We start from the raw sequence: 26,173 nt of genomic DNA, 5'->3' as shown, positions 1-26,173 counted from the left end.
TGAACCGCCTTTCATAGGGGGCTGTGAGCACGACGAGCCGAGAGCGCGACGAGCCGTGAGCAAAGACGAGGGGGGTGGTGATCAGTGCCGCGAGGAGCGGGCCTTGTGCATCTCGTTGGCGATGGCCGCGATGAGCAGCACGGCGCCGACGGAGACCGGCTGGTAGTTGCTGGAGAAGTCCAGGAGGTTGAGCGCGTTGGCCACCACACCGAGGAGCACCAGGCCGAGGGCGGTGCCGATCACGGTGCCGTAGCCGCCGGCGAGCGAGGTCCCGCCGATGACGACCGCGGCCACGACGGAGAGCTGTAGCGAGAGACCGGCGGTGCCGCCCGGGCTGCTGGAACCCAGCCGGGACAGCAGCATCAGGCCCGCCAGCCCCGAGAGGGCGCCGGTCGTGCCGTAGAGCACGAGCTTGCGCGCCGTGACGTTGATGCCGCTGAGGCGGGCGACGTGCTCGTTGCCGCCGATCGCGAAGGCGTCCCGGCCGAACACGGTGAACCTCATGACCAGGGCGGTGGCCACCAGCACCAGGACGGCCACGACCAGCAGGTAGGGCACGCCGAGGATCTTGTTGTTGCCGAGCGCGAACATCCGGGTGCCGATGGAGATGGTGTTGCCGTCGTGCACCAGGAGGGCGACGCCGTCGAGCAGGGTGGCCGACGCCAGGGTCGCCACGAACGGTGCCACGTTGGTGAACGTCACGACCAGCCCGTTGACCAGGCCTATGGCCGTGCCCAGCAGCAGCGCGACCATCACCGCGAGGCCCGTGGACTGGCCGTCCGCCAGCAGCTTCGCCGCGACGGCCGCCGTGACCGCGACGTTGCTGCCCATGGAGAAGTCCATGCCGCCCGCGGTCATCAACAGCGTGAGGCCGGCGGCGAGCACGGCGTTGACGCTCACCTGGCTCAGGATGTTGACGATGTTGCGGTCGGTGGCGAACGTGGCGGACTGCACCGCGGTGAAGACCACCACGATCGCCAGGACCGCGATCAGACCGGCGTGCGGCACGCTCCGCAGAGCGTCGAGCGAGAACCGGGACCGGGGTGCCTCGGGCGGGTCGGAGACGCCGGGGGCATCGGGAAGTGTCTTGACGCTCACTGCGGTTGACCTCCGAGAGCGGTGGCGACGAGCTCGTCGCGCGTGATGGTGGTGATGTCGTGTACGGCGACCGTGCGGCCGGCGCTGACGACGACGACCCGGTCGGCCAGCCGCATGACCTCCTCGGCGGAGGAGGAGGCGAGCAGTACGGCCACACCGCGCGAGGCGAGGTCGTCGACGAGGGTGTGGATGTCCGCCATGGCCGCGATGTCCACGCCGTTGGTGGGGTCTTCGAGGAAGCACGCGACGGGCTCGGTCTCCAGCCATTTGCCCAGCAGGACCTTCTGCTGGTTGCCGCCGGACAGCGCGCCCACCGGCGGATTGCCGGTGAGGGCGACCACGCCGAAGCTCTCGCGCAACGGTGCGGCCCGTCGGGCGAGTTCGGCGCGCAGATGCAGCCGCCGCCGTGCGAAGCGGTCGCCGGCCAGCATCAGGTTCTCGTCCAGGGACATGTCCGGGACGAGGCCCAGGGTCCGCCGGTCGCCGGTGACGCAGCGCAGGCCGCTGGCCAGCGAGGCCGTGATACGGCCGAAGGGCACGGGGCCACCGTCGACACTGAGTTCCCCGGCGTCCGGGCGCTGCCGCCCGGAGAGCAGGTCGAAGAGGCAGGACTGCGCGTCCCCGGCGGGGCCGAGGACGGCGACGATCTCGCCCTTGCGCACCTCGACGGTGAAGTCCTGGACGGCCCGGCCCTGGCTCAGGCCGCGCACGGCCAGGCCGATCTCGTCCTTGGGAGCGGGGCGGTCGGGGCGGCGCGAGACCACGTCCCGGCCGACCATGCTGCGGACCAGCCCGGCGGGATCCATCTCACCGGCCGGAGCGCAGGTCACCACTTCCCCGTCGCGCAGGACGGTGAGGCGGTCGGCGACGGCCATGACCTCGTCGATGTAGTGCGAGATGTAGACGACGGCGACGCCCTCGTCGCGGAGCGTGCGTACCAGAGCCCTGATCTGGTTCGCCGCCTCCGCGCTCAGGCAGGCGGTCGGCTCGTCGAGGATCAGGATCCGGCCACCGCGGCGCACCTCCCGCGCCACCTCGACCATGGTCTGCTCGGCGACGGTGAGGGAGCCCGCGGTGCGCTCCACGTCGATGTCGATGCCGAGGCCCGAGAGCGCCCGTTTCGCCTCGGACTTGAGCTCTCTCCAGTGCACGGCACCGCGCCGGGTCGGCAGATCGCCCATCATGACGTTCTCGGCCACGGTCAGTCCCATCGCCAGCTCGCGGCGCTGGGGAACCGAGGCGATGCCCTGGCGGCGGGCCTTGCGCACGGTCAGCCCGTGCTGGGCGTGCCCGTTGACCTCGATGGTGCCGCCGTCGGGCTGGTGCACTCCGGAGAGGATCTGCACCAGCGTCGACTTGCCGGCTCCGTTCATGCCCATCAAGGCGTGCACTTCGCCGGGGTACAGGTCGAGATCCACGCCTTTCAGCGCGGCCGCCCCGCCGAAGCTCTTGGTGACGCCTCGTACCCGGACCACGGCCTGGGGCGTCGTACCGGCACCGCCGTCGGCCGTGGTCGGTGTCCTGGGTGTCACAGCGGTGCCTCCCTGCGTGTCCGGACCCGTAAGGGCTGTCACGGCCGCGGTCCGTCGGCGTCGGGGGCGACGCGCTCGTAGCCGCGGATGTCGGGGAAGGGGGGCTCGCGGTCCGCCTGGAGGTCCACCTGGAAGGTGTTCAGACACATGCCGAGCATCGTGAAGTTGCCGAGCGCGCCGATGGTGTCGACCAGGCCCTTGGAGCCGAAGTGCTCCAGAGCGCGGGCGAAGGTCTCGTCGGAGACGAAGTGCTCTTCGAGGATCTCCTGGCAGAACTGGTAGAAGGCCTGGTCCGCCTCGTTGTCGAAGACCGCCTCGCGCTTCTCGGCCACGGCCTTGACGGCGGCCTCCGGGATGCCGGCCTCGATCGCCTGGTGCACATGCGCGTTCCAGGAGTACTGCGCGTCCCAGTTCCGGGCGGCCATCAGCAGGGTGAGCTCACGCAGGTGCTTGGGGAGGCTGCAGTCGAAGCGGGCGAAGGCGCCGAGGGACTCGGCACGCTCGCACATCTCCGGGCTGTGCAGCCAGACCCGGAACGGGCCACGGACGGCGCCGCGCCGGCCGGCGATGCGGGCGGCCAGTTCCTGCTGGCGCGGGTCCATTTCCTCATCGGTCAGAACGGGGAGCCTCATGTGGCCGATACCTGCCTTTTCTTTCCGGCGTGTTTCAGGCACGTACTGGGAAGTCGTGCGATGCCAGCCGACGGTACAGCCGGGTTCGAGAAGCTCACCCCTCCCGGAGTGCAAGGTAAAACTGCACGCTGGAGGGCACCCATTCACGGGGACGCGACCTAACGTCGGTCGACGCATCACCGTTGATTGGAGAGGAACTCCGGATGACCACGATCATCAAGGCCGCGTCCGTGCCCCTGCTCGACCGCGGCGGTTCCGTCGTGACGACACCGCTGATCACGACGTCGGCGGCGGGCGGGGAGAACCGGATCACCAGCGGGATGAGCGTGTATCCGGTCGGTTCCGGGGCGCCGTTGCACTCGCACAACTGCGACGAGCACGTGACGATCCTCGAAGGCGAGGCGGAGGTGGTGGTCGACGGCGAGGTGACGAAGCTGGAGCAGTTCGACACCACTTACGTTCCGTCGCCGATCCCCCATCTGTTCAGGAACATCGGCGACCGGCCGCTGCGCATCCTGTGGGTGTACTCATCCGGCCATGTGACACGGACGTTCACCGAGAGCGGCAAGACGGTGGAACACCTTTCGGACGCGGACCAGATGGGATGAGCCGGTGTTGAGGGCAGTTGATGGGAGCTGCCCTCAACACCCTTTTCTCAAGGCGTCACTGACTAGGCGTCAGGGGAACTTCCGGCCACGGGTCACCCCTCGCGGTACAGCTCCGTGAGGAGCTCTATCGCGGCCGGGGCGGCGGGATGCGCGTCGTCCCGCCACCAGGCCAGCCGCACCGCGATCGGCTCGGCGTCGCGCACCGGCCGGTAGACGATGCCGGGGCGCGGGTACTGGTTGGCGGTCGACTCGGCCGTCATGCCCACGCAGCGGCCCGTGGAGATCGCGGTGAGCCAGTCGTCGACATCGTGCGTTTCCCTGGTCGCCGGGCGGGAGTCCGCCGGCCACAGGTCCGTCGTGGTGGTGCCGGTCCTCCGGTCGACCAGCAGGGTGCGGCCGGCGATGTCGGCGAGTCCGACCGAGCGGCGTACGGCCAAGGGGTCGTCGGAGGCCATGGCGCACAGCCGGCGTTCCAGTCCCACGATGGCGGAGTCGAACCGGCGGTCGTCCAGTGTCCTGCGGACGACGGCCAGGTCACACGCCCCCTCCGCGAGTCCGGCCGTGGGGGAGTTGACGCGCACGAGCCGCAGGTCCGTCTCGGGGTGCGCGCCGGCCCAACGGCGCTGGAAGACCAGTGTGTGACGGCCGAGTGCCGACCAGGCGTACCCCATCCGCAGCGCGGCGTGACCCGACCTGGCCTCCTGGACCAGGTCGTCCACCTCGCCGAGCACCCGCCGGGCATGCGCCACCACGCGCAGCCCGGTCGCCGTCGGGGTCACCTCGCGGGAGGTGCGCCGCAACAGCCGTACGCCCAGGGCGCGTTCGAGCGACGCCAGCGTGCGGGACACAGCCGCCTGGGAGACGCCCAGCACGATGGCGGCGTCGGTGAACGTGCCCTCGTCGACGATCGCGACGAGACAGCGCAACTGCCGCAGCTCCACATCCATGACGACAGCGTATAGATGAATCACCGGATGCATTTTGCGCAAGAGGAGTCCCGTCGCACCATCGCGGCATGGATGCAGCGCCCACCACCACAGCAGCACCCGCGCTCCCGACGGTCCCGGTGCCGTTCGGAGCGGAACTCGCCGGCAGACGGCTGGCTGTGGCCACGATGTTCGGCAGCGGCCTGTCCAACCAGACCGGGGCCGCGATCGGCTCCCTCGCCTTCCCCACCCTGGGACCTGTCGGTGTCGTCGCTGTACGCCAGTACGTCGCCGCGATCGCCCTCGTGGCCGTCGGCCGGCCCCGGCCGCGCACCTACACCTGGCGGCAGTGGTGGCCGGTGCTGCTGCTGGCCCTGGTGTTCGCGGCGATGAACCTGTCCTTGTACAGCGCCATCGACCGCGTCGGCCTGGGGCTCGCGGTGACCCTGGAGTTCCTGGGCCCGCTCACGATCGCGCTGGCCGCCGCACGTCGCCGGGTGGACGCGGGCTGCGCGGTGATCGCCGCGGCGGGCGTCGTCACCCTGATGCGCCCGACGCCCTCCACCGACTACGTCGGGATGGCTCTGGGGCTTCTCGCCGCCACCTGCTGGGCGTCGTACATCCTGCTCAACCGCACGGTCGGGCGACGCATCCCCGGAGTGCAGGGTTCGGCGGCCGCCGCCTGTCTCTCCGCCCTGGTGTTCCTGCCGGTCGGACTCGTGATCGCCGTCCGGAACCCACCGTCCGTCGCGGCTGTCTGCTACGCCGTCGCCGCGGGCGTCCTCTCCTCCGCCGTGCCCTACCTGGCGGACCTGGTCACCCTGCGGCGCGTGCCCGCGCAGACCTTCGGCCTGTTCATGAGCGTCAACCCGGTCCTCGCCGCCGTGGTCGGGTGGATCGTCCTGGGCCAGCGCCTCGGCTGGATCGAGTGGACCGCCATCACCGCGGTGGTCTGCGCCAACGCCCTCAGCATCCTTTCCTCACGTCCGTAGAGCCGCCGCCCTCCGGCCACGGACTCACGACCCTCGTTGTGACAGCTTCCCGTGTGCCGTACGCCGGGACGGCCCCACCCCCGGAGGGGCGGGGCCGTCGTCGGAGCTACCGGGCCGGGGTCCCGTGGGACGCCGGGCTCGGTGCCGGGGCGTAGCCGGTGGGCCGGGTGGTGAAGACTCCCCGGCCCTGGGTGCGGCTGCGCAGTCGGGTCGCGTAGCCGAACAGTTCGGCCAGCGGCACGGTCGCCGTGATCACCGTCGCGCCGACCCGGGTGAGCGAGCCCGAGACCCGGCCGCGCCGTGCCGCCAGATCGCCGAGCACCCCGCCCACGGCGTCGGCGGGCACGGTGACGGTGACCTCGACCACCGGTTCCAGGAGCACCATCGCGCTGGCGCGCAGTGCCTCGCGGAGCGCCAGTCGGCCGGCCGTGCGGAACGCCATCTCCGAGGAGTCCTTCGGATGGGTCGCCCCATCGGTCAGGGTGACGCGCAGCCCGGTCACCGGGTGACCGCCGAGCGGTCCCTCGGCGAGAGCGTCCCGGCAGCCGGCCTCCACCGCGCGGACGTACTCCTGCGGCACCCGGCCGCCCACCACGGTCGAGCGGAACGCGAAGCCCGTCGGGCTCCCGTCGGCGCCGCTCGGATCGGCCTCCAGCGGCTCGACGTCGAGGACCACGTGGGCGAACTGACCAGCGCCTCCGTCCTGTTTGACGTGCCGGTGGACGAGCCCCGACACCCCGCGGGCGACCGTCTCCCGACAGGCCACCTTCGGCCGGCCGACACCGATCTCCAGCCCGTGGGCGCGCCGGATCTTCTCCACCGCCACCTCCAGATGCAGCTCGCCCATGCCCGACAGCACCGTCTGGCCGGTCTCGGAGTCGGTGCGGACGACCAGCGAGGGGTCCTCCTCGACCAGGCGTGCCAACGCCGAGACCAAGCGGTCGGTGTCGGTGCTCCTGCGCGCCTCGACCGCCACGGAGACGACCGGATCGGCGACGGCCGGCGGTTCGAGGAGCAGCGGCGCCGTGGAGGCGCTCAAAGTCGCCCCCGCGCGGGCCGACTTCGGCCCGATCAGCGCGACGATGTCACCGGCCACCGCGCACTCCAGCTCCGCGTACCGGTCGGCCTGGACGCGCAGAATCCGGCCGATCCGCTCGGTGCGTCCCGCGCCCACGTCCCTCACCGCCTCTCCCTTTCCCACTGTTCCGGAATACACGCGTACATACGTCAGCCGTCCCGTGGCCGTCGCGTTCACCTTGAACACCAGCCCCGCGAACGGCGCCGCCGGGTCGGCGGCCCGCTCCTGCACCGTGCCGCCGTGCGTGCCGCGTACCGCCGGCACGTCCAGCGGCGAGGGCAGGTAGGCGACGGCGGCGTCCAGCAGCGGCTCAATACCGCGGTTGCGGTAGGCCGAGCCGCACAACACCACCACGCCCTCGCCGGTACGGGTCAGGTCGCGCAGCGCGGCGGCCAGCGTCGCCGCGGTGACGGTGGACCGGGTGCAGATCTCCTCCAGCGCGGCGGGGTGGAGTTCCGCCACCGCTTCCTCCAGCAGCCTGCGGCGCCGCTCCGCTTCTTGGCGCAGGGCTTCCGGTACCGGTCCCTCCTCGACCGTTTCGCCGCCGTCGGCCCAGACCAGCGATCGCATACGCAGCAGATCCACCACGCCGGTGAAGGCGTTCTCCGCGCCGATCGGCAACTGGACGACGAGCGGGGCCGGATGCAACCGCTCCCGGATCGACTCGACCGCGGTGTCGAGGTCGGCACCGGCGCGGTCCAGCTTGTTGACGAAGGCGATCCGCGGTACGCCGTGCCGGTCGGCCCGCCGCCACACCGACTCGCTCTGCGGCTCGACGCCCGCCACGGCGTCGAACACCGCGATCGCGCCGTCGAGGACACGCAGCGAGCGCTCCACCTCGTCCGAGAAGTCGACGTGGCCCGGTGTGTCGATCAGGTTGATCCGGTGGCCGTCCCAGGCACAGCTGACGGCGGCGGCGAAGATGGTGATCCCACGGTCTCGCTCCTGGGAGTCGAAGTCGGTGACGGTCGTGCCGTCATGGACCTCGCCACGCTTGTGGGTGGTCCCGGTGACGTACAGGATCCGCTCGGTGACGGTGGTCTTCCCGGCGTCGACGTGGGCGAGGATGCCCAGGTTGCGGACGGCGGTCAGCGGGTTGGTGAGGTGACGGTCGAGGTGGGTACGCACGGCCCATGGCCTTTCGGGGTGATCCTTCAAGGGGCGGCGCGATTCCCGGACGAGGGGCCTGTGGTCAGGCGCTGATGAGACGTCCGCGGCAGGCAGCACACCGCATCGAGACGTGCGGAGGCGACAACTGGCAGGCGCAGATCAGGAGTTCGTCGCGGGCATCCGGTTCCGGCCGCGCAGCCGGCACCGGACGCGCGGAGACACCAGGATCACCTCGAACTGTGACCGGGGAACGACGACAGCGGTGCGGTAACGCACGGCCCGGCTCCCCTCACTCGTCACGACGCGCACCGCCCGTTAGGGGCGGCGCGCGCTTTCGTTGCGAGTGTAGGGAACCCGGCGCGTGCGGCGCACTGGAATTAGCGGGGGCTCAGTTGCGCGTCCACTGCTGGTTCGTTCCCCCGTTGCACGACCACAGGTCGATCAGCGCTCCGTTCGCCGTGCCGTTGTTGTAGACGTCGAGGCACAGGCCGGAGACGTTGTTGGTGATGGTGCCGTTGGAGTTGACGGTCCACTTCTGGTTGGTGCCGCCGTTGCAGTCCCAGAGGACCACCTTGGTGCCGTTGGCGGTGCCGCTGTTGTAGGCGTCGAGGCACTTGTTGCCATAGACGACGAGTTCGCTGCGCGAGGTGTACGTGAACGTCTGGTTCTGGCCGCCGCCGCAGTCCCAGAGTTCGGCCTGGGTGTTGTTGGTGATGGAGCTCTTGAAGAAGTCGAGGCAGCGGCCGGACCCGGTGCCGACGACCGCCGTGCCGTTGGTGCCGGGGATGGCGCGGACCGCGACGGCGTCGATGTCGGGTGCCGTGCCGGACGTCCCGAAGGTCAGCGTGTTGGAGCCCTTCGCCATGCTGGCCAGAACGGAGACCGTGCGGTACGTCGTCGACGACCCGGTGGGCGGGAAGGCGAGGGTCTGCGTGTACTGGCCGTTGACCTGGAGGGTCGCCTTGCGGGCGGTGGAGCCGCTGTTGGCGTAGGTGATGTCGACGAGCTTGGTGCCCGCGGCGGCCGTGGTGACCCCGGTGAACGTCGGCGTCGTGGCCGAGGTCGTGTCCTCGTACGTCGTCCCCGAGCCCTCCGTGCCGGAGACGGTGAGCAGGACGCCCTCACCGGCGGGCACGCTGGTGGTGTAACTCGTCGCGTACGAGCCGACGTTGGACGCCGACCAGACGTTGCGCACCGCGGCGGAGGCCGTGGTCAGACCCATGTCGGCCCAGCGGGCGGTGATGTTCGCCGCGGCGGACGTACGGTTGAGCAGCAGGACCGCGCGCTTGCCGGTTCCGGAGAGGATCTTGCTGTAGACCTGAAGGCCGGTGCTGTCCTCGGCGACCTTGACGCCCTGGAGGCCGCGGGTGTCCTGGTCGATGGCGATGACCTCGGAGTTGGTCAGGATCGAGGTGGTCGTCGAGCTCATGGTGGCGAGGTTGTTGCCCGCGAGCAGCGGTGCGCCGGAGATCGCCCACAGGCCCATGTGGGTACGGTTCTGGGCGGCGCTCAGACCGCTCATGCCGACCGTCATCATGTCCGGGTCGTTGTAGTAGCCGGTGTGCTGGGCGGCCGGGTGCAGCGACTTGTCGAAGTTGGCGAGGATGCTCGACATCGTCGGGTTGTCGGGGTAGTAGACGATGTCGGTGCTGGTGCGCCACATGTCACCCGTGCCGGCGGCCCAGTTCCAGGGGTTGCCGGTGCCCCACTCGCACAGCGACAGGACGAGCGACTTGCCGGTGACGGCTGTCGCGGCCACGTTCGCGTCGCGGATCGCCTTGTACGTCGTCTCCTGGTCGAGGCCCTCGACGTTGCCGCCGCACCAGTCGATCTTGAGGAAGTCGAAGCCCCAGTTCTGGAAGGTCTCCAGGTCCTGCTGGTTGTGGCCCTCCATCCCGGTGTTGGGCGCGGCGGGCGTCGTCGAGGGGGTCGGGTAGTAGTAACCGCAGCCGTTCTTCCCGGCGTCGGTGTAGATCCCGGCCTTGAGGCCCTTGCTGTGGATGTAGTCCACGATGGCCTTCATCCCGCCGGGCCACTTGGCGGTGTCGACGGTGATGTTGCCGCTGCTGTCGCGGGTGCCCAGCCACCAGCCCTCGTCGAGGTTGACGTACTTGTAGCCGGCGGCGGCCATGCCGGACGAGACGAGGGCGTCGGCCTGGGCCTTGATGGTGTCGTAGTCGATGACGCTGGCGAAGGTGTTCCAGGACGCCCAGCCCATCGGAGCCGGGTTGACCCCGATCTGGGTGGTGCTGACGGCGGTCGGCTCGGCCGAGAGCGGCGCGGCGGAGCGCCCGACTCCGGCCAGTCCGGCGACGGCGAGGCACAGGACGGCGCACTGAACGGCTGCGCGCCTCAGGAGGCCTCTGAGGCGCGCGGTGTGCGAATGGGGGGACATGCGGCTCTCCCTTGAGCGGTTTGTTCGCAGACTCGAACAAAAGTCAACGAGACTCGCCATATGGGAGCCGCCATTCCGGAGGCACGTCAAGTACCTTGCCGACAGCGCCCGTTCACGTTCGGCCAGTGCCGTCGGTGAACACGCCATGTGTCCGAAAGGGCACCGGCCGAGCCGCCGTGCGCACGCGATACCTTCGCCTCACACGGCCCGACCCGGCCGGGGAAAGATCTCAAGCATCGGGATGGTCATGCGCGAGGACGCGATCGTTGAGGCCGCCGCCGGAGTTCATCTGGTGCACGGCAGCAACACCAACTGGGTGATCCTGACCGACGGCGACGCCGTCACCCTGGTCGACACCGGATACCCCGGCGACCGGGAGGAAGTCCTCGCGTCGCTGGACGCGCTGGGCCACTCCCCCGAGGCCGTCAGCGCCGTACTCATCACGCACGCGCACAACGACCACCTCGGTTCAGCCGAGTACCTCAGCGGCACCTTCGGCATCCCGGTCTACCTGCACGAGACGGAAGTGCCGCACGCGCGCCGCGAGTTCCTCCACCAGGTGAGCGTGGGGCAGGTCATGCGCCAGGCGTGGCGCCCCGGCGTGCTGCCCTGGGCGCTGCACGCCCTCAAGTCGGGCGGCACGGCGGACGTCCGTATGACCCGTCCCGAGGCGTTTCCCGCAGAGGGGCCGCTCGACCTGCCGGGCCGTCCGGTGCCGGTGCACACGCCCGGCCATACGCCGGGGCACTGCGTCTACCATCTGCCGGACGCCGGAATCGTGATCTCCGGTGACGCCCTGGTCAGCGGCCATCCCACCTCACGGATCCGGGGTCCGCAGCTGCTGCCGGCGATGTTCGACGCCGAGCGCGCCGGGGCCTTCGCCTCCCTCAAGCGCATCGAGGCGCTCGCGGCGGACGTCCTGCTGCCGGGCCACGGTTCCGTGCACCGCGGTCCGGTGCACGAGGCGGCACAGCGCGCGCAGGAGCTGGCCGGTTGACGCCGCCCGGCCCGACCGCACTCGCAGGCCTGGGCACTGCCTCCCCTGACGAGTTTGTCGGTTCGCACAGACCGTCAATAGATTGACCCGATGGGCCTTTTCGACAAACTGACCGGAACCAAGCGCCCCAGCGAGGGTGTCGCACCGCGTTCGGCCGAGGACGTCCGGGCGGCGCTGCTCGGGCTGGGCGGTCCGGACGTGCCGTACGCCGTGCGCAACGGCATCTCCTCCGAGGGCGCCGACCTGGTGGCGGAGTTGCGGATCCGGGACCCCGCCTGGCGCACCTTCTTCGTCCGGACCCAGGTGAGCCGGACCCTCAAGATCCGGATGCGCCTGGTTCCGGCGACCCACGAGGTCCGCGCCCTCGACGAGCAGTGGGAGGTCACCTGGGTCGGGGACACGCCCAGGCTGGCGCGGTCGCGCGAGTACGGCCGTGGGCAGGTGACCACGGTGTCCCGGGACTGGACGGTCGAGCGGGGGGCCGACGGTCGCCCGCGGATGACGGAGGTGTCCCACTTCGACCCCGCGGGGATGAAGGCCCCCTTGCGGGACGCGGTCCTCGGCGCGGGATGGACATGGCGCGGAGTGGTGTTCAAGCTGTGACCGGCCCGGTGGGACGCCGATGCGCCTTCCCGTCACGGCGCCCCGCAGGCGGTCGGTCACACCTCCGTCGAGCGGCTCACCTCCCGCTGCCCTCGGCGAGGGTGTGCGCCACGAGGGCGTTGGCATGACCGTGTCCCAGCCCGTACTCGGTCTTGAGCCATGCCACGAGTTGCATGTGCTTGGTGAGCGGTGAGGAACGGATGAGTTCCTTCCACTCGGCGATGGGGCGGCCGTACTTCTTCTCGATCGAGGGGAAGTAGCTGGCCGGACCCTTCACGGTTTCCGTCATGTCGTGTTGTCCCTGTCCATCGAAGCGGCGCCGATCCTGGCGCAGTCGTTGCGCCTGCCCGTATGACCGCGGAGGGCGCGGGAACTCATCGGCCCTCCGCGGACGGGTTTCCACGCCCGCGACGACGGACGGCTCTAACCGAGCTCCAGCGTCGTAACGCCGTAGACACGCTCCTGGGCGAACGGCCTGACCGGCCCGGTGTACATGCGGGCCGTTTCGAAGGACGGGGCGAGGCCGAGTTCCTCGACCAGGGCGATGCCCGCCGTGTTCGTCTCGGGGACGTCGATGGCGACCGCGCTGCCCGCGGCGTCGGCGGCCAGCGCGGAGAAGAGCGCCCGGGCATCGTCGGCGGTGTCGGCGAACAGCGGACCGATGCGCAGGGAGTCGCGGGCCGGGCGGATCACCCCGTAGCCGGTGAGCTGCCCGTCGTCGGCGAGGCGGACGAAGGTGCGGTGCTCCGGGCCGGTCAGCCAGCTCTCCACGAACGCCGGCCGGTCCGCTGGGCAGCAGGCACTGTCGTACGCCGTGATCGCCGCGAGGTCCGCCTTCTCGGCGGGCCGGACTCCCGGCGGCGTCTCCCCCACCGGGGCCACTCCGCCGAAACGGACCGTGCGATGGGCGAGTTCGAAACCCGACTGGCGGTAGTTGTCCTGCTGCGCGACCACCCCGTCGAGGCCGACGGTGCGGCCGCCGGCATGGGCGAGGGCGGTCTTCCAGGTGGTGATGCCGTAGCCGCGCCCGCGCAGATCGGGGCGTACGAGGTAGAAGCCCAGGAAGGCGTAGTCGGCGCCATAGTTGACCACCGAGATGGCCGAGACGGGCTCCCCGCCGATCCGGCCGATGAAGAAGCCCTCGGGGTCCTGGGCGAAGAAGCTCGCCCTGTCGGTCAGCCCGGGATTCCATCCCTCGTCCGCCGCCCAGCCGCCGACCACCTTCCAGTCGTCGAGCGTGGCCTGGGTGACGACGAGGTCTTCGGGTCCCGGAGAGGTCATGTGGGCGCTCCATTCCATATGGGGTCGCGTCGGTGCGGTGGTCGGTGGCACCCGCAGCATCCTTCCCGATCTCCGTGCCGTTCGCAGCGGCAATCACCCGGCGTGGGAGGGGATTTGGCCAGGATCCCTCGACCGGTGAGCCGGTCCCCCGGCTCCCGCGCCGCTGCCCGCGGGTCCGGCCTAGGGTTGCCGTTCATGAACATCGAACAGGTGACACTGCGCCCGGTGGACGAGGACGATCTGCCCGTCATCGAGCGGTTTCTGACAGAACCTCAGTCATCCGCGCCCTTCCAGTGGTTCGGCTGGTGGGACCCCCGGCGCTGGCGGCGCCAGTGGGCGGAGAACGGTCTGCTCACCGACGACGCCGGCCAGCTGATGGTCGTGCGGGACGACGAGCGACTGGGATTCGTCTCCTGGCGGAAGATTGCCGCCACTCGGACCACGCACTACTGGAACATGGGTATCGCTCTGCTGCCGGAGGCCCGCGGCAAGGGCGCGGGCACCGAGGCACAGCGGCAACTGGTCCGCTATCTCTTCGCCCACACCAACGTGGTGCGCATCGAGGCCGACACCGATTCGGAGAACATCGCCGAGCAACGCGCCCTGGAGAAAGTCGGGTTCACCCGCGAGGGCGTGCTCCGCAGTGTCGTGTTCCGCGACGGGCGGTGGCGCGACGGGGTGCGGTACAGCATCCTTCGCGATGACATTGACATTGACGCGGACGCGGACGCGTCACGCGGTTAGCCTCCGGGACGCCCTCGCGCCTTCCCTTCGCAACCAGAGGGGCTCGACCCGCTGAACGCCACCGGGCGAGGGAGCCGAGGAGGCCCCACCGGTCACGAGTCCGGTGGGGCCTTCCGTCCTCGGCGGACCGTGGGTCAGCGCACCGCAACGGGCCGGAAGCGCCGGTAGAGGACGGCTCCGCCCAGGACCAGGGCCGCGCTCGCGGCGATGGCGGGCACCGTCTGGTCCGTGCCGGTGTGGGCGAGGGAGGCCATGGGGTGTCCCTGCGGCGCGTGCCGGGGCGCCGGGGGACCCGGGTGCGCCTTGGACGGGGCGGACGGCTTGGGGGCGGGCCCGACGGGGTGGTGGGGCAGGCCTCCGGAGGTGTTCGTGGACTCGTTGCCGACGGACGCGTTGCCGAGGCCGACGACCGTCACGGAGTTGCCGGTGACGTTCACCGGGAGATGCACCGGGAGCTGTACGTCGTTGCCGGAGAGCACCCCCGGAGAATCCTTTCCGCCGCCGTGCGCGACGGCACCGCCGTGCGTGTCACCGGGTGCGACGGCACCGCCGCCCTCGCTCTCGTTGGCGCAGCTGTTGCCCGCCGCCGGGTTGAGCAGCCCGGCCACGTTCACGGTGTTCCCACACACGTTCACGGGAACGTGCACCGGGAGCTGGATGGTGTTGCCGGAGATCAGCCCGGGTGAACCGACGGCTGCGCCGTCCGCCGCGGAGTCGGCGTGCGCCGGCATGGTCACGGCCAGCGCGCCCGAAGCGGCGGCCGCGGCGATCAATCCATTTCGGGTAACCCGTTTCATAGGTTCCCTGCCTTCCAGACATGGTCACGAGCACTCGCCCGCATGGCGTAAAACGCGGAAGAACCATCCGAGTTATGGCTTATCGGCCTTTCACTCCATCGAGCGTCATGGTTATCGAACTGGCGCAGCGGTTCGTACGAAAGATGTGGGCGCGCAGGGTAAGGCATGCCGGCCCGTTCCGCTCGCCCAGAGGCGTCGCCCCTGACCTGTGCTTATCGTGATCCGGGGGGTATCGCCGGTCCACCGCCGGGGGTCCCTGGAGGCATGCATGCTGTCCGTGCACCAACGCCAACGCTGCGCGTTCGCCGGAGCCGCGACCGCGACGCTGGCCCTGCTGGCGGCCGGGCTGCCCTCGGTGGCGACGGCCGCCGGCGGTCCGGACCTGTCCCGTTTCTACCGCCAGAAGATCAGGTGGGCGGCCTGCGAGGGCGAGAGCATGCCCAAGGACCTGCAGTGCGGGAAGGTGACCGTCCCGCTGGACTACGCGAACCCGGGTGGCGGGACGCTCGACGTGGCGATGGCCCGCTACCGGGCGACGGGCAGGTCGAGGGGTTCCGTGCTGTTGAACTTCGGTGGCCCCGGAGGCGCGGGAATCAGTGAACTCGCCCTCGGGGGCAAGGAATTCATGGGCCTGACGAACGGCTACGACGTGGTGACCTTCGATCCCCGCGGTGTCGGCCAGTCCTCGCCCGTCAGCTGCGGCGAGGGCGCCGACGAGGCTTCCGCCGCGACCAGCGGCACCGTCGACACCACTGATCCTCAGGCCGTTCTCCAAGAGGTGAAGAAGGCCGCCGACCAATGCGCCAAGTACTCCGGCCCGGTGCTGCCGCACATCGGCACGGTCAACGCCTCCCGCGACATGGACGTGATGCGCCAGGCGCTCGGCGACAAGAAGCTCAACTACCTGGGTTTCTCGTACGGAACACGGCTGGGCGCGGTGTACGCGGCCCAATTCCCCAAGAAGACCGGCCGGTTGGTGCTCGACGGCGTGGACACACTCACCGAATCGCTGTCCGAGCAGGGCCTGGTGGGCGCCGCGGGGCAGCAGATGGCCCTGGAGGACTTCCTGACCTGGTGCACGAAGGACGTGGGCTGTCCCTTCGGGCAGGATCCGCGCAGCGCGCGACAGCAGGTCGTCCAGCTCGTCGACTCGCTCGACGCGGACCCCGTCCCGTCGGACTTGGGCCAGCAGTTCTCCGGCCAGGATCTCGTGGGCGCCATCAGCCAGGCGCTGTACAGCAAGCAGCTGTGGCCCACCCTCGAAGCGGCCCTCAACCAACTGGTGCAGGACGGCGACACCCGCGGCCTCATGCAGCTGTCGGGAGGCGTCGCCTTCCCCGGCGCCCTCGCGGGGGTCCGGCGGGACGGCGGACTCGTCGACGCGCAGGACGTCCCCATCGACAACCTCCCCGCCGCCCTGATGGCGATCGACTGCGCGGACGACCCCGACCGGCCCACCGCCGGCCAGGTCACCCGGGACATCGACAAGATGCGCGCCTCGTACGAGGAGGCGTCCCCCGTCTTCGGTCAGTACCGGCTCACCCAGGTGCTGATGTGTTACGGCCGCCCCAAGGGCACCGACTACATCCGCGACGAGGTGCGCGACGTCCACACCCCGAAGATGCTGCTCGTCGGCACCCGCGGCGACCCCGCGACCCCGTACCGCTGGACCCTGGAGACCGCCAAGCGGCTCGGTTCGTCGGCCGTCGTGCTCGACAACAGGGCCGAGGGGCACACCGGGTACGCGTCCTCCAAGTGCGTGCACCGGAAGGTCGACGACTTCCTGCTGTACGGCTCCCTGCCGGACAGCGGCAGCTCGTGCGCGCCGGACGACGACGTCTGAGTCCCGCGAGTCCGGATGGGGACCGAAGACGACAGAAAGGACGCGAACCGGTAACACGGACAAGTCGGCTACAACCTCTCGTACGCCCCGGCCGTCACACTGGGCAGGCGTCGCCCTGACCCGGCGCGCCGCACCGTATGTGACCACACCAGGGGGAACACCACCGATGCGCATCCGAACCGTCCTCGCCCTTTCGACCGCGGCCACCGCGCTGCTCTTGGCCGTGCCCCAGAGCGGCTCTGCCGCCCCGCAGCCCGTGCGGCCCGCGAAGTGCGCGGAGAAGGTCCTCAAGCTGTGGGCCGGGCAGTCCGCGGACCCCACCATCGTCCACATCAGCGTGACGAACCGCTCCGCCCGCACCTGCACGGTCGACCGCATTCCGACGGTCACCTTCGGTGACCTCGACGGCGCGGCCCTGCCGGCGCCCGCGGGTGAGAGCGGGCCGTACCGGATCGGCGCGGGCAGGACGGCGTACGCCGCCGTGCGCACGATCGCCGACCCGGCCGACCCGGAGGCCCGCCGGGTGGACGCGATCACCGTGTCCGCCGACCCGTCCCGGTTCGGGCGCGCCTTCACCGCGCGCGAGCTGGGCGCCGGTGACGCCGTCCTGGTGTGGGAGCCGCTGACGACGTGGTGGAAGCCTTCCGTGGCCGCCGCGGACAAGGCACTCGACAACAGGTAGCCGTCGGCCCGAGTACCCCGGCCGCCGTTCCGCGGGTCGGCGTCCGCCACCTGATCGGCTCAACGGAGCCGCGTCCCACGCCCCGCGGAACGGCGGAATCCCTCCCCATGGATTTGACTCATGGTGTGCGCCGGATGCTCTTGCTGCTGCTCGTCGCCCTCGGTGCGGCCGGGGCGCTGGTCCTCGTGTGCGCCGTCTCGCCGTGGTGGTGGTGCGCGGCGGGCCCCCTGCTGGCCCTGACCGGGCTCGGCGTGTGGGACCTGGTGCAGCGCCGCCACGCGGTACTGCGGAACTATCCCCTGCTCGGCCATCTCCGCTTCCTGATGGAGGCGCTGCGGCCGGAGTTGCAGCAGTACTTCGTCGAGCGGAACTTCGACGGACGTCCGTACGACCGCGAGGTACGCGGCATCGTGTACGCGCGCGCCAAGGGCATCGAGGCCGAGGAGCCGTTCGGCACCGAGCGTGATGTGTACGTGGACGGGTACGAGTACCTGGAACCGTCGATGCGCCCGGTCGACGTGCCGGACGAGCCGCCGGTGGTCCGCGTCGGAGGCCCTGACTGCACCCAGCCGTACGACATGGCCCTGCTCAATGTCTCCGCGATGAGCTTCGGGGCGCTGTCCTCGAACGCGATCCTGGCGCTCAACAGGGGCGCGGCGCTGGGCCGTTTCGCGCACGACACCGGTGAGGGCGGCCTGTCGGAGCACCACTTGCGGGGTGGCGGCGACCTGATCTGGGAGATCGGCACGGCGTACTTCGGCTGCCGCACCCCCGGAGGGGGCTTCGAGGCACGGGAGTTCGCCGACAAGGCGGCACTGCCCGAGGTCAAGTGCGTCTCGCTGAAGCTCTCCCAGGGCGCGAAGCCGGGCATCGGCGGGGTGCTGCCCGGCGCCAAGGTGAACGCCGAGATCGCCCGGGCGCGCGACGTTCCGGAGGGTGAGACGGTGATCTCACCGCCGTATCACCAGGTGTTCTCGACCCCACGCGAACTCGTGCGATTCGTCGCCCGTATGCGGGAGTTGGCGGGCGGCAAGCCAACCGGCCTCAAGCTCTGTGTCGGCTCGCGCCGCCAGTTTCTCGCGGTCTGCAAGGCGATGATCGCGGAAGGCGTCACGCCCGACTTCATCGTGGTCGACGGCTCGGAGGGCGGAACGGGGGCGGCTCCGCTGGAGTTCGCCGACAACATCGGTACGCCGCTCACCGAGGGGCTGATCACGGTGCACAACGCGCTCGTGGGCACCGGGCTGCGCGACCGTATGAGGATCGGCGCGAGCGGCAAGGTCGCCACCGGCTCCGACATCGTCAAGCGCCTGGTGCAGGGCGCGGACTACACGAACGCGGCCCGCGCGATGATGTTCGCCGTCGGCTGCCTCCAGGCCCAGCGCTGCCACACCAACACCTGCCCGGCGGGCGTCGCGACGCAGGATCCGCGCCGGGTCCGCGCCCTGGACGTGGCCGACAAGTCCGAGCGCGTCCACCGCTACCAGCGGGCGACCGTGCGCAGCGCGAGCCAGATCATGGCCGCCATGGGGGTACGGGATCCGGGCGACCTCACACCGCACCGCCTGCTGCGGCGTACGGACCCGACGACCGTACGGTCGTATGCGGAGCTCTACGAGTGGCTCGCGCCCGGCGTCCTGCTCGCCGAACCGCCGGCGTCCTGGTCCGCGGACTGGGCGGCGGCGCATCCGGACACGTTCTGAACGTGTTGAACGTGTTGAACGTGTTGAATGCGCTGGGCATTCTGGGCGTTGCGCGACCGGGGCTTCAGAACTCGACGGCGTCCCGCACGATGGGGCAGGTCATGCAGTGGCCGCCGCCCCTCCCCCGCCCCAGTTCGGCGCCGACGATGGTGATGACCTCGATCCCGGCCTTCCGCAGCAGCGTGTTGGTCTGGGTATTGCGGTCATAGGTGAACACCACGCCGGGCTCCAGAGCGACCGCGTTGTTGCCGCTGTCCCACTGCTGCCGCTCGGAGGCGTACACGTCTCCGCCGGTCTCGACGACCCGCAGCTCGGACAGGCCGAGCGCCTTCGCGACGACGTCGGTGAAGGGGCGCGAGCCCTCGTCGGTGAGTTCGACGCCTGGGGCCTTGTCGCTCGGGCGGAGGGAGAAGGTGTGGACCGCGTCCATGATGGTCGGGTAGAGGGTGACCAGGTCGCGGTCGGCGAAGGTGAAGACGGTGTCGAGGTGCATCGCGGCGCGCAGCTTCGGCATGCCGGCGACGATGACGTGCTCGGCCGCCCCGTTCTGGAACAGCGCGGCCGCGACCTGGGTGATGGCCTGGCGCGAGGTCCGCTCACTCATGCCCATGAGCACGATGCCGTTGCCGACCGGCATGATGTCACCGCCCTCGAACGTGGCCTGGCCCCAGTCCAGTTCGGGGTCGCCCCACCACACGGTGGAGCCCGCGAAGTCCGGATGGAAGGTGTAGATCGCCTTCATCAGGAGCGTCTCGTCGTGCCGGGCAGGCCAGTACAGCGGGTTGAGCGTGAGGCCGCCGTACAGCCAGCACGTCGTGTCGCGGGTGTAGAGCGTGTTGGGCAGCGGCGGCATCAGATATTCGCGTACGCCGGTCGACTCGCGGGCCAGCGCGAGATAGCCGGAGCGGAAGTCGTCCGGCAGATCGGCGGTGGCCAGACCGCCGATCAAGTACTCGGCGAGCCGGGCGGGTTCGAGGGACTCCAGGAAGGCCCGGGTGTCCTCGATCAGGCCGAGTCCGACCTGGTTCGCGATGATCTTCCGGTCCAGGAGCCAGTCCCTGGCCACGGGAAGCGCCATCGTCTGGGCGAGCAGGTCGTGCAGTTCCACGACGTCCACGCCGCGCTCGCGCAGCTTGTTGACGAAGTCGGCGTGGTCGCGCTGCGCGTTCTCCACCCACATGACGTCGTCGAAGAGCAGGTCGTCGGAGTTGGTGGGGGTGAGCCGGCGGTGCGCGAGTCCGGGCGCGCACACCAGCACCTTGCGCAGTCTGCCGACCTCGGAGTGGACGCCGTACGCCGCACGGCTCGTGGTGTCTTGACTGGTCACAGTAGGCCTTTCTCCAGGTCGGAGACGGACGGGTCAGAGGCTGATCCAGCCCACTGCCAGGGCGACGATCCCGAGGATCGCGCCGGCGATCGAGACGGCGAGGATGACGAGTTCACGGGGCGAGAACAGCCGCCTGCCCTGCTCGCGCCGGGCCATCACGAACAGGACCGTGGCGGGCGCGTAGATGATGAAGGAGACGAGGATGAACTTCAGCCCGGCCGCGTAGAGCAGGAACGCGGTGTAGACGGTGGCGAGTGCGGGGATGACGAGGTCGCCGCCGAGACCTCGTCGCGCGATCTTCACGGCGAAGGCCGCCGCCAGCAGGAACGGGATCAGCGTCAGCGCACTGGTCAGATCCAGCGCGAAGTTGAACGCGTCGTCCGAGAACAGCGTGACGACCAGCACGACTTGGGTCAGCAGGGTCGTCATCACCAGCGCGGGGACGGGCACGTCCGCGGCGGTGGACCGGCCGAGGAAGCGGGGCATGTCCTCGTCCTTGGCGGCGACGAACAGCACCTCGGCGGACATCAGGGTCCAGGCGAGATAGGCGCCGAGCACCGAGACGATCAGGCCCACGCTGACGAAGACCTGGCCCCAGGTGCCGACGGCGTGCTCCAGGACCCCTGCCATGGACGGCTGCCGCAGCTCGGCGATCTCGCCCATCGGCATGATCCCGTACGACACGATGGTGACCGAGGCGAAGACGGCGAAGACGCTCAGGAAGCCGAGAACGGTGGCCCGGCCCACATCCTCACGGCGTTTGGCGTGCCGCGAGTACACGCTCGCGCCCTCCACGCCGAGGAACACGAAGACCGTGGCCAGCATGGTGCCTTTGACCTGCTGGAAGAGTGATCCGGCGTAGTCGGCGCCGCCGAAGTTCTCGGCGAAGACATGGGGATCCAGGTAGAAGAGCGCCAGGATGACGAAGACAAGGATCGGCACGACCTTGGCCACGGTGACGATCCGGTTGATGGCCGCGGCCTCCTTCACCCCTCTGCGGATGAGGAGGAAGAACGACCACAGGCCCACCGAGGAAAGGACGACGGCGAGGACCGTGTCGCCGTCTCCCAGTGCCGGCGCGATCGCGCCGATGGTCGACATGATGAGCACCCAGTACGTCACGTTGCCGACGCAGGCGCTGGCCCAGTAGCCGAAGGCCGAGAAGAAACCCAGGTACTCCCCGAAGCCCGCCTTCGCGTACGCGTAGACACCCGCGTCGAGGTCGGGTCTGCGGATCGCCAGCCGCTGGAAGACGAAGGCGAGCATCAGCATGCCGGTACCCGCGACGGCCCAGGCGATCAGGGCACCGGCCACGCCCGTCTCCTGGGCGAATCGGCTCGGCAGGGAGAAGACCCCGGCCCCGACCATCGAGCCGACGACCATCATGGTGAGGGTCAGCAGCGTCAGTTTGGCGGCCGGCGGCGTCCGCGTTTCCGTGTCGACCTGCGTCATGGGCGTCCTACGGAGACGGGCATCGTCGTACGGCGACCACGATGCGGGGGAACGTCATCTGGCGACGCGAGCGACACTAACAACCAAATGCTCCAAATGCCCGATAAGCGAATCGGTTCTATGGTTCTGGTATGGAGCACGCACTCAGCCCCGCGACCCTCACCGAGCTGCGCAGGCCGCGGCCCTATCCGGCGGTGTCCGTGCTGACGCCGACACACCGCCGTGAACCGGACAACGCTCAGGATCCGGTCCGGCTGCGCAATGTGGTGGCCGAGGCCAAGAAGCAGCTGGAAGCCGATCCCTCGGTCACCCGCGAACGGCGTACGGATGTCGTCGAGCAGCTTGAGCGGGCCCTGAGGGAGGTCGATCTGGCGCACGCCGAGGACGGCCTCGCGATCTTCGCGGCGCCGGGCGAGCACCAGGTCTGGTCGCTGGCCCGCACCGTGCCCGAACGCGTGGTGCTCTCGGACACCTTCCTGACCCGCAACCTCGTCGCCGCGCAGGCCTCGGAGCGGCCGTTCTGGGTGCTCGCGGTCTCCGCCGACCGGGTCACGCTGTGGAACGGCGGCGCGGATCATGTCGTCGCGGACGACTCCGGCGGCTTTCCGCTGAGCCGGGACCGCGAGAACTTCGACGCCGAGCGCCAGGAACAGATCGGCGACATGCCGAGCACCTTCCGCGACGAGGGGATCCGGCGCTTCCTGCGCGACGCCGACACCGCCATGAGCGCCGTCCTGCGCGAGCAGCCGCGACCGCTGTACGTCACCGGTGAGACCGCCGCGCTCTCCGCCCTCGACGAGATCGGCACCGTCACCAAGGACGCGGCGCACATCCCGCACGGCGGCCTCGCGCACGGGACTCCCCAGGCCGTATGGCAGGCGGTACGTCCACTGGTCACCGCCGACGTGAAAAAGCACACCGACGATGTGGCGCGGGAACTCGTAACGGCCCGCGGACGCAAGGAGTTCGCCGCCGGAGTCGACGAGGTGTGGCAGAACGCGACCGAGGGCCGGATCCGGCTGCTCGCCGTCGAGGAGAACTACCGTGTGACGGTGCGCGACGGCGGCGACCATCTCGTCCCGGCCGAGAGCGGTGACCTGGACGCCCGCGAGGACATCGTCGACGAGATCGTCGAACAGTGCCTGGAGACCGGCGCCGACGTCCGCTTCGTCCCCGACGGCAGCCTCGGGGACGCGAAAGGCATCGCCGGGGTACTGCGCTACTGATCTCTCCGGCCGACAATCGGACCACATGGATCACATGGACCGAGCTGTCGGCGGAGAGGTGCGGAGCGCGTGAGTGAACTGTTGGGTGTGGCGGTCCTGGGTGCCGGACACATGGGAGCCGACCATATACGTCGGATCGACCGTGTGGTGAGTGGTGCTCGGGTCGCCGCGGTGGCGGATCCCGAGACCGGCCGGGCCAAGGACGCCGTGGCCGGGATCGACGGTGTCGCGGTCCATGCCGAGGTGTCGGCGGCGCTCGACACACCCGGCGTACAGGCGGTGCTGATCGCCTCCCCCGGACCCGCGCACGAGGAAGCCCTGCTCGCCGCCTTCGAGCGCGGCCTGCCGGTGCTGTGCGAGAAGCCGCTGGTGCCGGAGTCCGCGGGCGCGCTGCGGGTGGTGGAGGCCGAGGCGCGGCTCGGCCGGCGGCTGACCCAGGTCGGGTTCATGCGCCGGTACGACGCCGAGTATCAGCGCCTCAAGTCCCTGCTGGACAGCGGGCGGCTGGGCCGTCCGCTGATGCTCCACTGCACGCACCGCAATGTCTCGTCGCCGCCGGACTTCACCTCGGCGATGCTGGTCAACAGCTCCGTGTCGCACGAGATCGACGCGGCCCGCTGGCTGCTGGGCCAGGAGCTCACGGCGGTGAGCGTGCTGCGCCCGCGACCGTCCTCGCATGCCCCGGCGGGCCTCATCGATCCTCAGTTCGTACTGTTCGAGACCGCGGACGGCGCCCTGGTCGACGTCGAGGTCTTCGTCAACTGCGGCTTCGGCTACCAGGTGCGGTGCGAGGCGGTCTGCGAGTCGGGGAGCGCCCGGATCGGGGAGGGGCACACGATGGTGGTGACGTCGGCGGCCGGTGCGTACGAGGAGGTGGCGCAGGACTATCTCGTACGGTTCGCCGACGCCTACGACCGCGAGGTGCAGGCGTGGGTGGACGCCACCCGGGCGGGCCGGGTCACCGGGCCCAGCGCCTGGGACGGGTACGCGGCGTCCGCCGTCGCCGAGGCGGGGGTCCGGGCGCTGGAGAGCGGCGGCCGGGTGACCGTCGAACTCGCCCCGCGCCCGGACCTCTACGCGTTTATCAGCCGCTGACGCTCGCCGCGCCCGACTCGATGTGCCCGGTGAACCGGCGCGACCAGCTCGCGTCGGAGTCGACGGTGATCGTGAAGTCGTACCAACCGTCCTGGTACGCCACCGCGTTGAAGAAGTCCTCCGTCGAACCGCCCGCGGCGACGGTGTATGTCCAGGGCCCGTCGCCGCGGTAGTGGTTCGAAGTGATCGTGAACTTCACCGAGGACGCGGAGGAGTTGGCCATCTTGAAGTAGATGGCGGTCTTCCCGGTGCCGGGTTCGGTCGCGTAACGGGTGCTCACCTCGGCCGACTTGCCCGCCAGCGTCGCGTCGCCCTTGAAGCGGCGCAGGAAGCGGTTGGGGCCGGCCATGGAGATGTCGTACTTGCCGTCGCCGTACCCCGAGCCGATGCTGAAGTAGTCGGAGGCGGTGCCGCCCGCGTCGACCGTGTACTGCCACGGCGTGGTGTCGCGGTAGGCGTTGGGGTGGACCGAGAAGTGCGCGGCGCTCTTGGCGGGGGTGCCCTGGTTGGCCATGGTGAACCAGGCGAGGATCTTGCCGCTCGCGCCGAACTCCAGGTGGTCCAGGTGGCCGCCCGGCTGATACGGCAGGGCGCGGGCGGGCCGGGTGCCGGACTCCTGGGCGGGCAGCGCGTTGGTGGTAGGCACCGGGTTGGGCAGCGGGCCGCAGGTGTCGTACCCGATGACGCTCGTCGCGGGCAGCGAGGCGGCGCCGTACACCGGATGCGCGAAGTCGAAGACGCCGGCCAGGTCGCCGGTGACCTTGCGGCGCCAGGCGCTGATGTTGGGGCACGCGGCGGGCTTGCCGAGGGCGCTGGTCCAGGTCTCCAGGAAGCGCAGGACGGAGGTGTGGTCGAAGACCTCCGAGGAGACCCAACCACCGCGTGTCCAGGGCGAGATGACCAGCATGGGGACGCGGAAGCCGAGGCCGTACGGGACGCCGTTCAGGAACTCCCCCGCGGTGCCGGCGGGCGGCGCCGGGGGTGGGACGTGGTCGAAGAAGCCGTCGTTCTCGTCGTAGTTGAGGAACAGGACGGTCGAGTCGAAGACGTTCGCGTCCGCGGCGAGCGCCTTGTAGACCAGGTCGACGAAGTGGGCGCCGTCGCCGGGCGGGGCGTACGGATGCTCCGAGAAGGCCTGGTTGGCGACCACCCAGGAGACCTGGGGCAGGGTGCCCGCGAGGACGTCGGCCTTGATGGCGGCGGCGATGTCGTCGGGCGTGGAGCCGGTGACCTTCGGCACGGAGGCCATGCCGCGGTCGTACAGCGGGTCGCCTGCCTTGGCCGAGGCGAACTTCTTGAAGTAGGCGCAACCGTTGTCGCCGTAGTTGTCCTGCGCGTTCTGGTAGACCTTCCAGGTCACCCCGGCCGCTTGCAGCGCCTCCGCGTAGTTCTGCCAGGTCAGTCCGGACTCGTCGCCCCCGTCGTAGCTGGAACCGTCGACCTTGCCGCTCCACAGGTACGTACGGTTGGGGCCGGTGGCGCTGAGCGAAGAGCAGAAGTAGGCGTCGCAGATGGTGTAGTTGTCGGCGAGCGCGTAGTGGAACGGGATGTCGGAGCGGTCGAGGTAGCCGAGCGAGCGTACGTTGCCGACGCCCGAAACCCAGTTGTCGAGCCGCCCCTTGTTCCAGGCGGAGTGCTGCGAGGACCACGAGTGCGGGAGGTCGCCGTTGCACTGGGCGAGGGTCTCGCCGTCCTTGCCGCCCGCGGCGGGCGTGGAGCTGAGCTTCCACGGGTACTGTCTGCCGCTGCCGTTCGGCTGGTTGAAGACGGAGTTGCCGCCGGACAGGGTGATGCCGCTGCGGTCGTCGAAGCCGCGGACGCCCTTGAGGCGGCCGAAGTAGTGGTCGAAGCTGCGGTTTTCCTGCATGAGGATGACGACGTGCTGTACGTCCGAGATCGTGCCGGTCGCCGTTGCCGCGGTGTCGGCGGCCGCCGCCGGACGCGAGCCGACGCCCATCGCGGCGCCTGCCGCCACGGATGCGCCGAGCCCCACAAAGCCCCTTCGGCTGATCGGTGTCATTCGCCCGCCCTCGTCACTGGAGTGCCCCTGCG

General features: G+C 70.2%; 22 protein-coding genes. 10 read left to right on the top strand and 12 right to left on the bottom strand.

Annotation, left to right across the window (positions count from 1 at the left end; all coding sequences use genetic code 11):
• Window positions 1-81: 81 nt before the first annotated feature.
• Genes OIC96_RS44385 through OIC96_RS44375 form a run of 3 tightly spaced genes read right to left on the bottom strand, consistent with a single transcriptional unit; the run spans window position 82 to window position 3,232 of the window.
• The gene (locus OIC96_RS44385) at window positions 82-1,098 is read right to left on the bottom strand and encodes an ABC transporter permease (protein WP_330302382.1); all 1,017 of its coding nucleotides are present in this window, start codon (window positions 1,096-1,098) and stop codon (window positions 82-84) included.
• A complete protein-coding gene (locus OIC96_RS44380) occupies window positions 1,095-2,630 on the bottom strand; it encodes a sugar ABC transporter ATP-binding protein (RefSeq protein WP_330302383.1) in 1,536 nt (511 codons plus the stop codon). Before OIC96_RS44380 ends, OIC96_RS44385 begins: the two co-directional genes overlap by 4 nt.
• Before the next feature lie 38 nt (window positions 2,631-2,668).
• Entirely contained in the window at window positions 2,669-3,232 is a 564-nt protein-coding gene (locus OIC96_RS44375; protein ID WP_330309971.1) for a carboxymuconolactone decarboxylase family protein, read from the bottom strand.
• Window positions 3,233-3,465: 233 nt separating this feature from the next.
• Here OIC96_RS44375 and OIC96_RS44370 point away from each other — a divergent pair, with 233 nt between their 5' ends.
• Entirely contained in the window at window positions 3,466-3,870 is a 405-nt protein-coding gene (locus OIC96_RS44370; protein ID WP_330302384.1) for a cupin domain-containing protein, read from the top strand.
• A gap of 92 nt (window positions 3,871-3,962) precedes the next feature.
• Here OIC96_RS44370 and OIC96_RS44365 read toward each other — a convergent pair whose 3' ends face one another.
• The gene (locus tag OIC96_RS44365; RefSeq protein ID WP_330302385.1) at window positions 3,963-4,817 is read right to left on the bottom strand and encodes a LysR family transcriptional regulator; all 855 of its coding nucleotides are present in this window, start codon (window positions 4,815-4,817) and stop codon (window positions 3,963-3,965) included.
• Between the two features lie 68 nt (window positions 4,818-4,885).
• Here OIC96_RS44365 and OIC96_RS44360 point away from each other — a divergent pair, with 68 nt between their 5' ends.
• On the top strand, window positions 4,886-5,788 hold the full coding sequence (locus tag OIC96_RS44360) for an EamA family transporter (protein ID WP_330302386.1): 903 nt from the start codon (window positions 4,886-4,888) through the stop codon (window positions 5,786-5,788).
• Between the two features lie 106 nt (window positions 5,789-5,894).
• On the opposite strand, the gene fusA is transcribed toward OIC96_RS44360, so the two are convergent.
• Complete coding sequence (fusA, locus tag OIC96_RS44355) at window positions 5,895-7,994, bottom strand: elongation factor G (RefSeq protein WP_330302387.1); 2,100 nt, start codon at window positions 7,992-7,994, stop codon at window positions 5,895-5,897.
• Between the two features lie 370 nt (window positions 7,995-8,364).
• Entirely contained in the window at window positions 8,365-10,371 is a 2,007-nt protein-coding gene (locus OIC96_RS44350; RefSeq protein WP_330302388.1) for an RICIN domain-containing protein, read from the bottom strand.
• A 247-nt stretch (window positions 10,372-10,618) separates the two neighbouring features.
• Between OIC96_RS44350 and OIC96_RS44345 the strand changes: the two genes are divergently transcribed.
• Together OIC96_RS44345 and OIC96_RS44340 are read left to right on the top strand one after the other, a co-directional pair.
• Entirely contained in the window at window positions 10,619-11,368 is a 750-nt protein-coding gene (locus tag OIC96_RS44345; protein ID WP_330302389.1) for an MBL fold metallo-hydrolase, read from the top strand.
• 90 nt (window positions 11,369-11,458) lie between these two features.
• Window positions 11,459-11,971, top strand: a complete 513-nt coding sequence (locus OIC96_RS44340) for a hypothetical protein (RefSeq protein WP_330302390.1) — start codon at window positions 11,459-11,461, stop codon at window positions 11,969-11,971.
• Between the two features lie 76 nt (window positions 11,972-12,047).
• Here OIC96_RS44340 and OIC96_RS44335 read toward each other — a convergent pair whose 3' ends face one another.
• Together OIC96_RS44335 and OIC96_RS44330 are read right to left on the bottom strand one after the other, a co-directional pair.
• Entirely contained in the window at window positions 12,048-12,260 is a 213-nt protein-coding gene (locus tag OIC96_RS44335; protein ID WP_330302391.1) for a DUF4287 domain-containing protein, read from the bottom strand.
• A gap of 134 nt (window positions 12,261-12,394) precedes the next feature.
• A complete protein-coding gene (locus OIC96_RS44330) occupies window positions 12,395-13,252 on the bottom strand; it encodes a GNAT family N-acetyltransferase (protein ID WP_330302392.1) in 858 nt (285 codons plus the stop codon).
• A 195-nt stretch (window positions 13,253-13,447) separates the two neighbouring features.
• Between OIC96_RS44330 and OIC96_RS44325 the strand changes: the two genes are divergently transcribed.
• Window positions 13,448-13,996, top strand: coding sequence for a GNAT family N-acetyltransferase (locus OIC96_RS44325; protein ID WP_330302393.1), 549 nt, complete (start codon window positions 13,448-13,450; stop codon window positions 13,994-13,996).
• 134 nt (window positions 13,997-14,130) lie between these two features.
• On the opposite strand, the gene OIC96_RS44320 is transcribed toward OIC96_RS44325, so the two are convergent.
• Window positions 14,131-14,793 carry a chaplin gene (locus OIC96_RS44320; protein WP_330302394.1) on the bottom strand — a complete coding sequence of 221 codons (663 nt, stop codon included), beginning with the start codon at window positions 14,791-14,793 and terminating at the stop codon, window positions 14,131-14,133.
• A 268-nt stretch (window positions 14,794-15,061) separates the two neighbouring features.
• Between OIC96_RS44320 and OIC96_RS44315 the strand changes: the two genes are divergently transcribed.
• The 3 genes from OIC96_RS44315 to OIC96_RS44305 all read left to right on the top strand — a co-directional run bounded on the left by OIC96_RS44315 (window position 15,062) and on the right by OIC96_RS44305 (window position 19,021).
• Window positions 15,062-16,636 carry an alpha/beta hydrolase gene (locus tag OIC96_RS44315; RefSeq protein ID WP_330302395.1) on the top strand — a complete coding sequence of 525 codons (1,575 nt, stop codon included), beginning with the start codon at window positions 15,062-15,064 and terminating at the stop codon, window positions 16,634-16,636.
• Between the two features lie 166 nt (window positions 16,637-16,802).
• Complete coding sequence (locus tag OIC96_RS44310) at window positions 16,803-17,318, top strand: DUF4232 domain-containing protein (protein ID WP_330302396.1); 516 nt, start codon at window positions 16,803-16,805, stop codon at window positions 17,316-17,318.
• A 134-nt stretch (window positions 17,319-17,452) separates the two neighbouring features.
• Window positions 17,453-19,021 carry an FMN-binding glutamate synthase family protein gene (locus OIC96_RS44305; RefSeq protein WP_330302397.1) on the top strand — a complete coding sequence of 523 codons (1,569 nt, stop codon included), beginning with the start codon at window positions 17,453-17,455 and terminating at the stop codon, window positions 19,019-19,021.
• 64 nt (window positions 19,022-19,085) lie between these two features.
• On the opposite strand, the gene OIC96_RS44300 is transcribed toward OIC96_RS44305, so the two are convergent.
• A complete protein-coding gene (locus OIC96_RS44300) occupies window positions 19,086-20,348 on the bottom strand; it encodes an arginine deiminase (RefSeq protein ID WP_330302398.1) in 1,263 nt (420 codons plus the stop codon).
• Window positions 20,349-20,381: 33 nt separating this feature from the next.
• The gene (locus OIC96_RS44295; protein WP_330302399.1) at window positions 20,382-21,800 is read right to left on the bottom strand and encodes a basic amino acid/polyamine antiporter; all 1,419 of its coding nucleotides are present in this window, start codon (window positions 21,798-21,800) and stop codon (window positions 20,382-20,384) included.
• Between the two features lie 131 nt (window positions 21,801-21,931).
• Between OIC96_RS44295 and OIC96_RS44290 the strand changes: the two genes are divergently transcribed.
• Both OIC96_RS44290 and OIC96_RS44285 read left to right on the top strand, forming a co-directional pair.
• Window positions 21,932-23,026 (top strand): baeRF3 domain-containing protein, encoded by a 1,095-nt coding sequence (locus tag OIC96_RS44290; RefSeq protein ID WP_330302400.1) that lies wholly within the window; start codon window positions 21,932-21,934, stop codon window positions 23,024-23,026.
• Window positions 23,027-23,095: 69 nt separating this feature from the next.
• Window positions 23,096-24,121, top strand: a complete 1,026-nt coding sequence (locus OIC96_RS44285) for a Gfo/Idh/MocA family protein (RefSeq protein ID WP_330302401.1) — start codon at window positions 23,096-23,098, stop codon at window positions 24,119-24,121.
• Here OIC96_RS44285 and OIC96_RS44280 read toward each other — a convergent pair.
• Entirely contained in the window at window positions 24,111-26,141 is a 2,031-nt protein-coding gene (locus OIC96_RS44280) for a phosphocholine-specific phospholipase C (RefSeq protein ID WP_330302402.1), read from the bottom strand. The genes OIC96_RS44285 and OIC96_RS44280 overlap by 11 nt on opposite strands.
• Window positions 26,142-26,173: the final 32 nt, after the last annotated feature.

The organism is Streptomyces sp. NBC_00775, assembly GCF_036347135.1.
GTDB classification, from domain to species: domain Bacteria; phylum Actinomycetota; class Actinomycetes; order Streptomycetales; family Streptomycetaceae; genus Streptomyces; species Streptomyces lutosisoli.
This window is presented reverse-complemented; position numbering and strand designations above follow the sequence as displayed.

Coding starts and splice junctions, on each gene's coding strand:
- OIC96_RS44375 (WP_330309971.1), bottom strand. CDS start 3,232: ATGGACCCGCGCCAGCAGGAACTGGCCGCCCGCATCGCCGGCCGGCGC.
- OIC96_RS44370 (WP_330302384.1), top strand. CDS start 3,466: ATGACCACGATCATCAAGGCCGCGTCCGTGCCCCTGCTCGACCGCGGC.
- OIC96_RS44365 (WP_330302385.1), bottom strand. CDS start 4,817: ATGGATGTGGAGCTGCGGCAGTTGCGCTGTCTCGTCGCGATCGTCGAC.
- OIC96_RS44360 (WP_330302386.1), top strand. CDS start 4,886: ATGGATGCAGCGCCCACCACCACAGCAGCACCCGCGCTCCCGACGGTC.
- OIC96_RS44350 (WP_330302388.1), bottom strand. CDS start 10,371: ATGTCCCCCCATTCGCACACCGCGCGCCTCAGAGGCCTCCTGAGGCGC.
- OIC96_RS44345 (WP_330302389.1), top strand. CDS start 10,619: ATGCGCGAGGACGCGATCGTTGAGGCCGCCGCCGGAGTTCATCTGGTG.
- OIC96_RS44340 (WP_330302390.1), top strand. CDS start 11,459: ATGGGCCTTTTCGACAAACTGACCGGAACCAAGCGCCCCAGCGAGGGT.
- OIC96_RS44335 (WP_330302391.1), bottom strand. CDS start 12,260: ATGACGGAAACCGTGAAGGGTCCGGCCAGCTACTTCCCCTCGATCGAG.
- OIC96_RS44330 (WP_330302392.1), bottom strand. CDS start 13,252: ATGACCTCTCCGGGACCCGAAGACCTCGTCGTCACCCAGGCCACGCTC.
- OIC96_RS44325 (WP_330302393.1), top strand. CDS start 13,448: ATGAACATCGAACAGGTGACACTGCGCCCGGTGGACGAGGACGATCTG.
- OIC96_RS44320 (WP_330302394.1), bottom strand. CDS start 14,793: ATGAAACGGGTTACCCGAAATGGATTGATCGCCGCGGCCGCCGCTTCG.
- OIC96_RS44315 (WP_330302395.1), top strand. CDS start 15,062: ATGCTGTCCGTGCACCAACGCCAACGCTGCGCGTTCGCCGGAGCCGCG.
- OIC96_RS44310 (WP_330302396.1), top strand. CDS start 16,803: ATGCGCATCCGAACCGTCCTCGCCCTTTCGACCGCGGCCACCGCGCTG.
- OIC96_RS44305 (WP_330302397.1), top strand. CDS start 17,453: ATGCTCTTGCTGCTGCTCGTCGCCCTCGGTGCGGCCGGGGCGCTGGTC.
- OIC96_RS44295 (WP_330302399.1), bottom strand. CDS start 21,800: ATGACGCAGGTCGACACGGAAACGCGGACGCCGCCGGCCGCCAAACTG.
- OIC96_RS44290 (WP_330302400.1), top strand. CDS start 21,932: ATGGAGCACGCACTCAGCCCCGCGACCCTCACCGAGCTGCGCAGGCCG.
- OIC96_RS44280 (WP_330302402.1), bottom strand. CDS start 26,141: ATGACACCGATCAGCCGAAGGGGCTTTGTGGGGCTCGGCGCATCCGTG.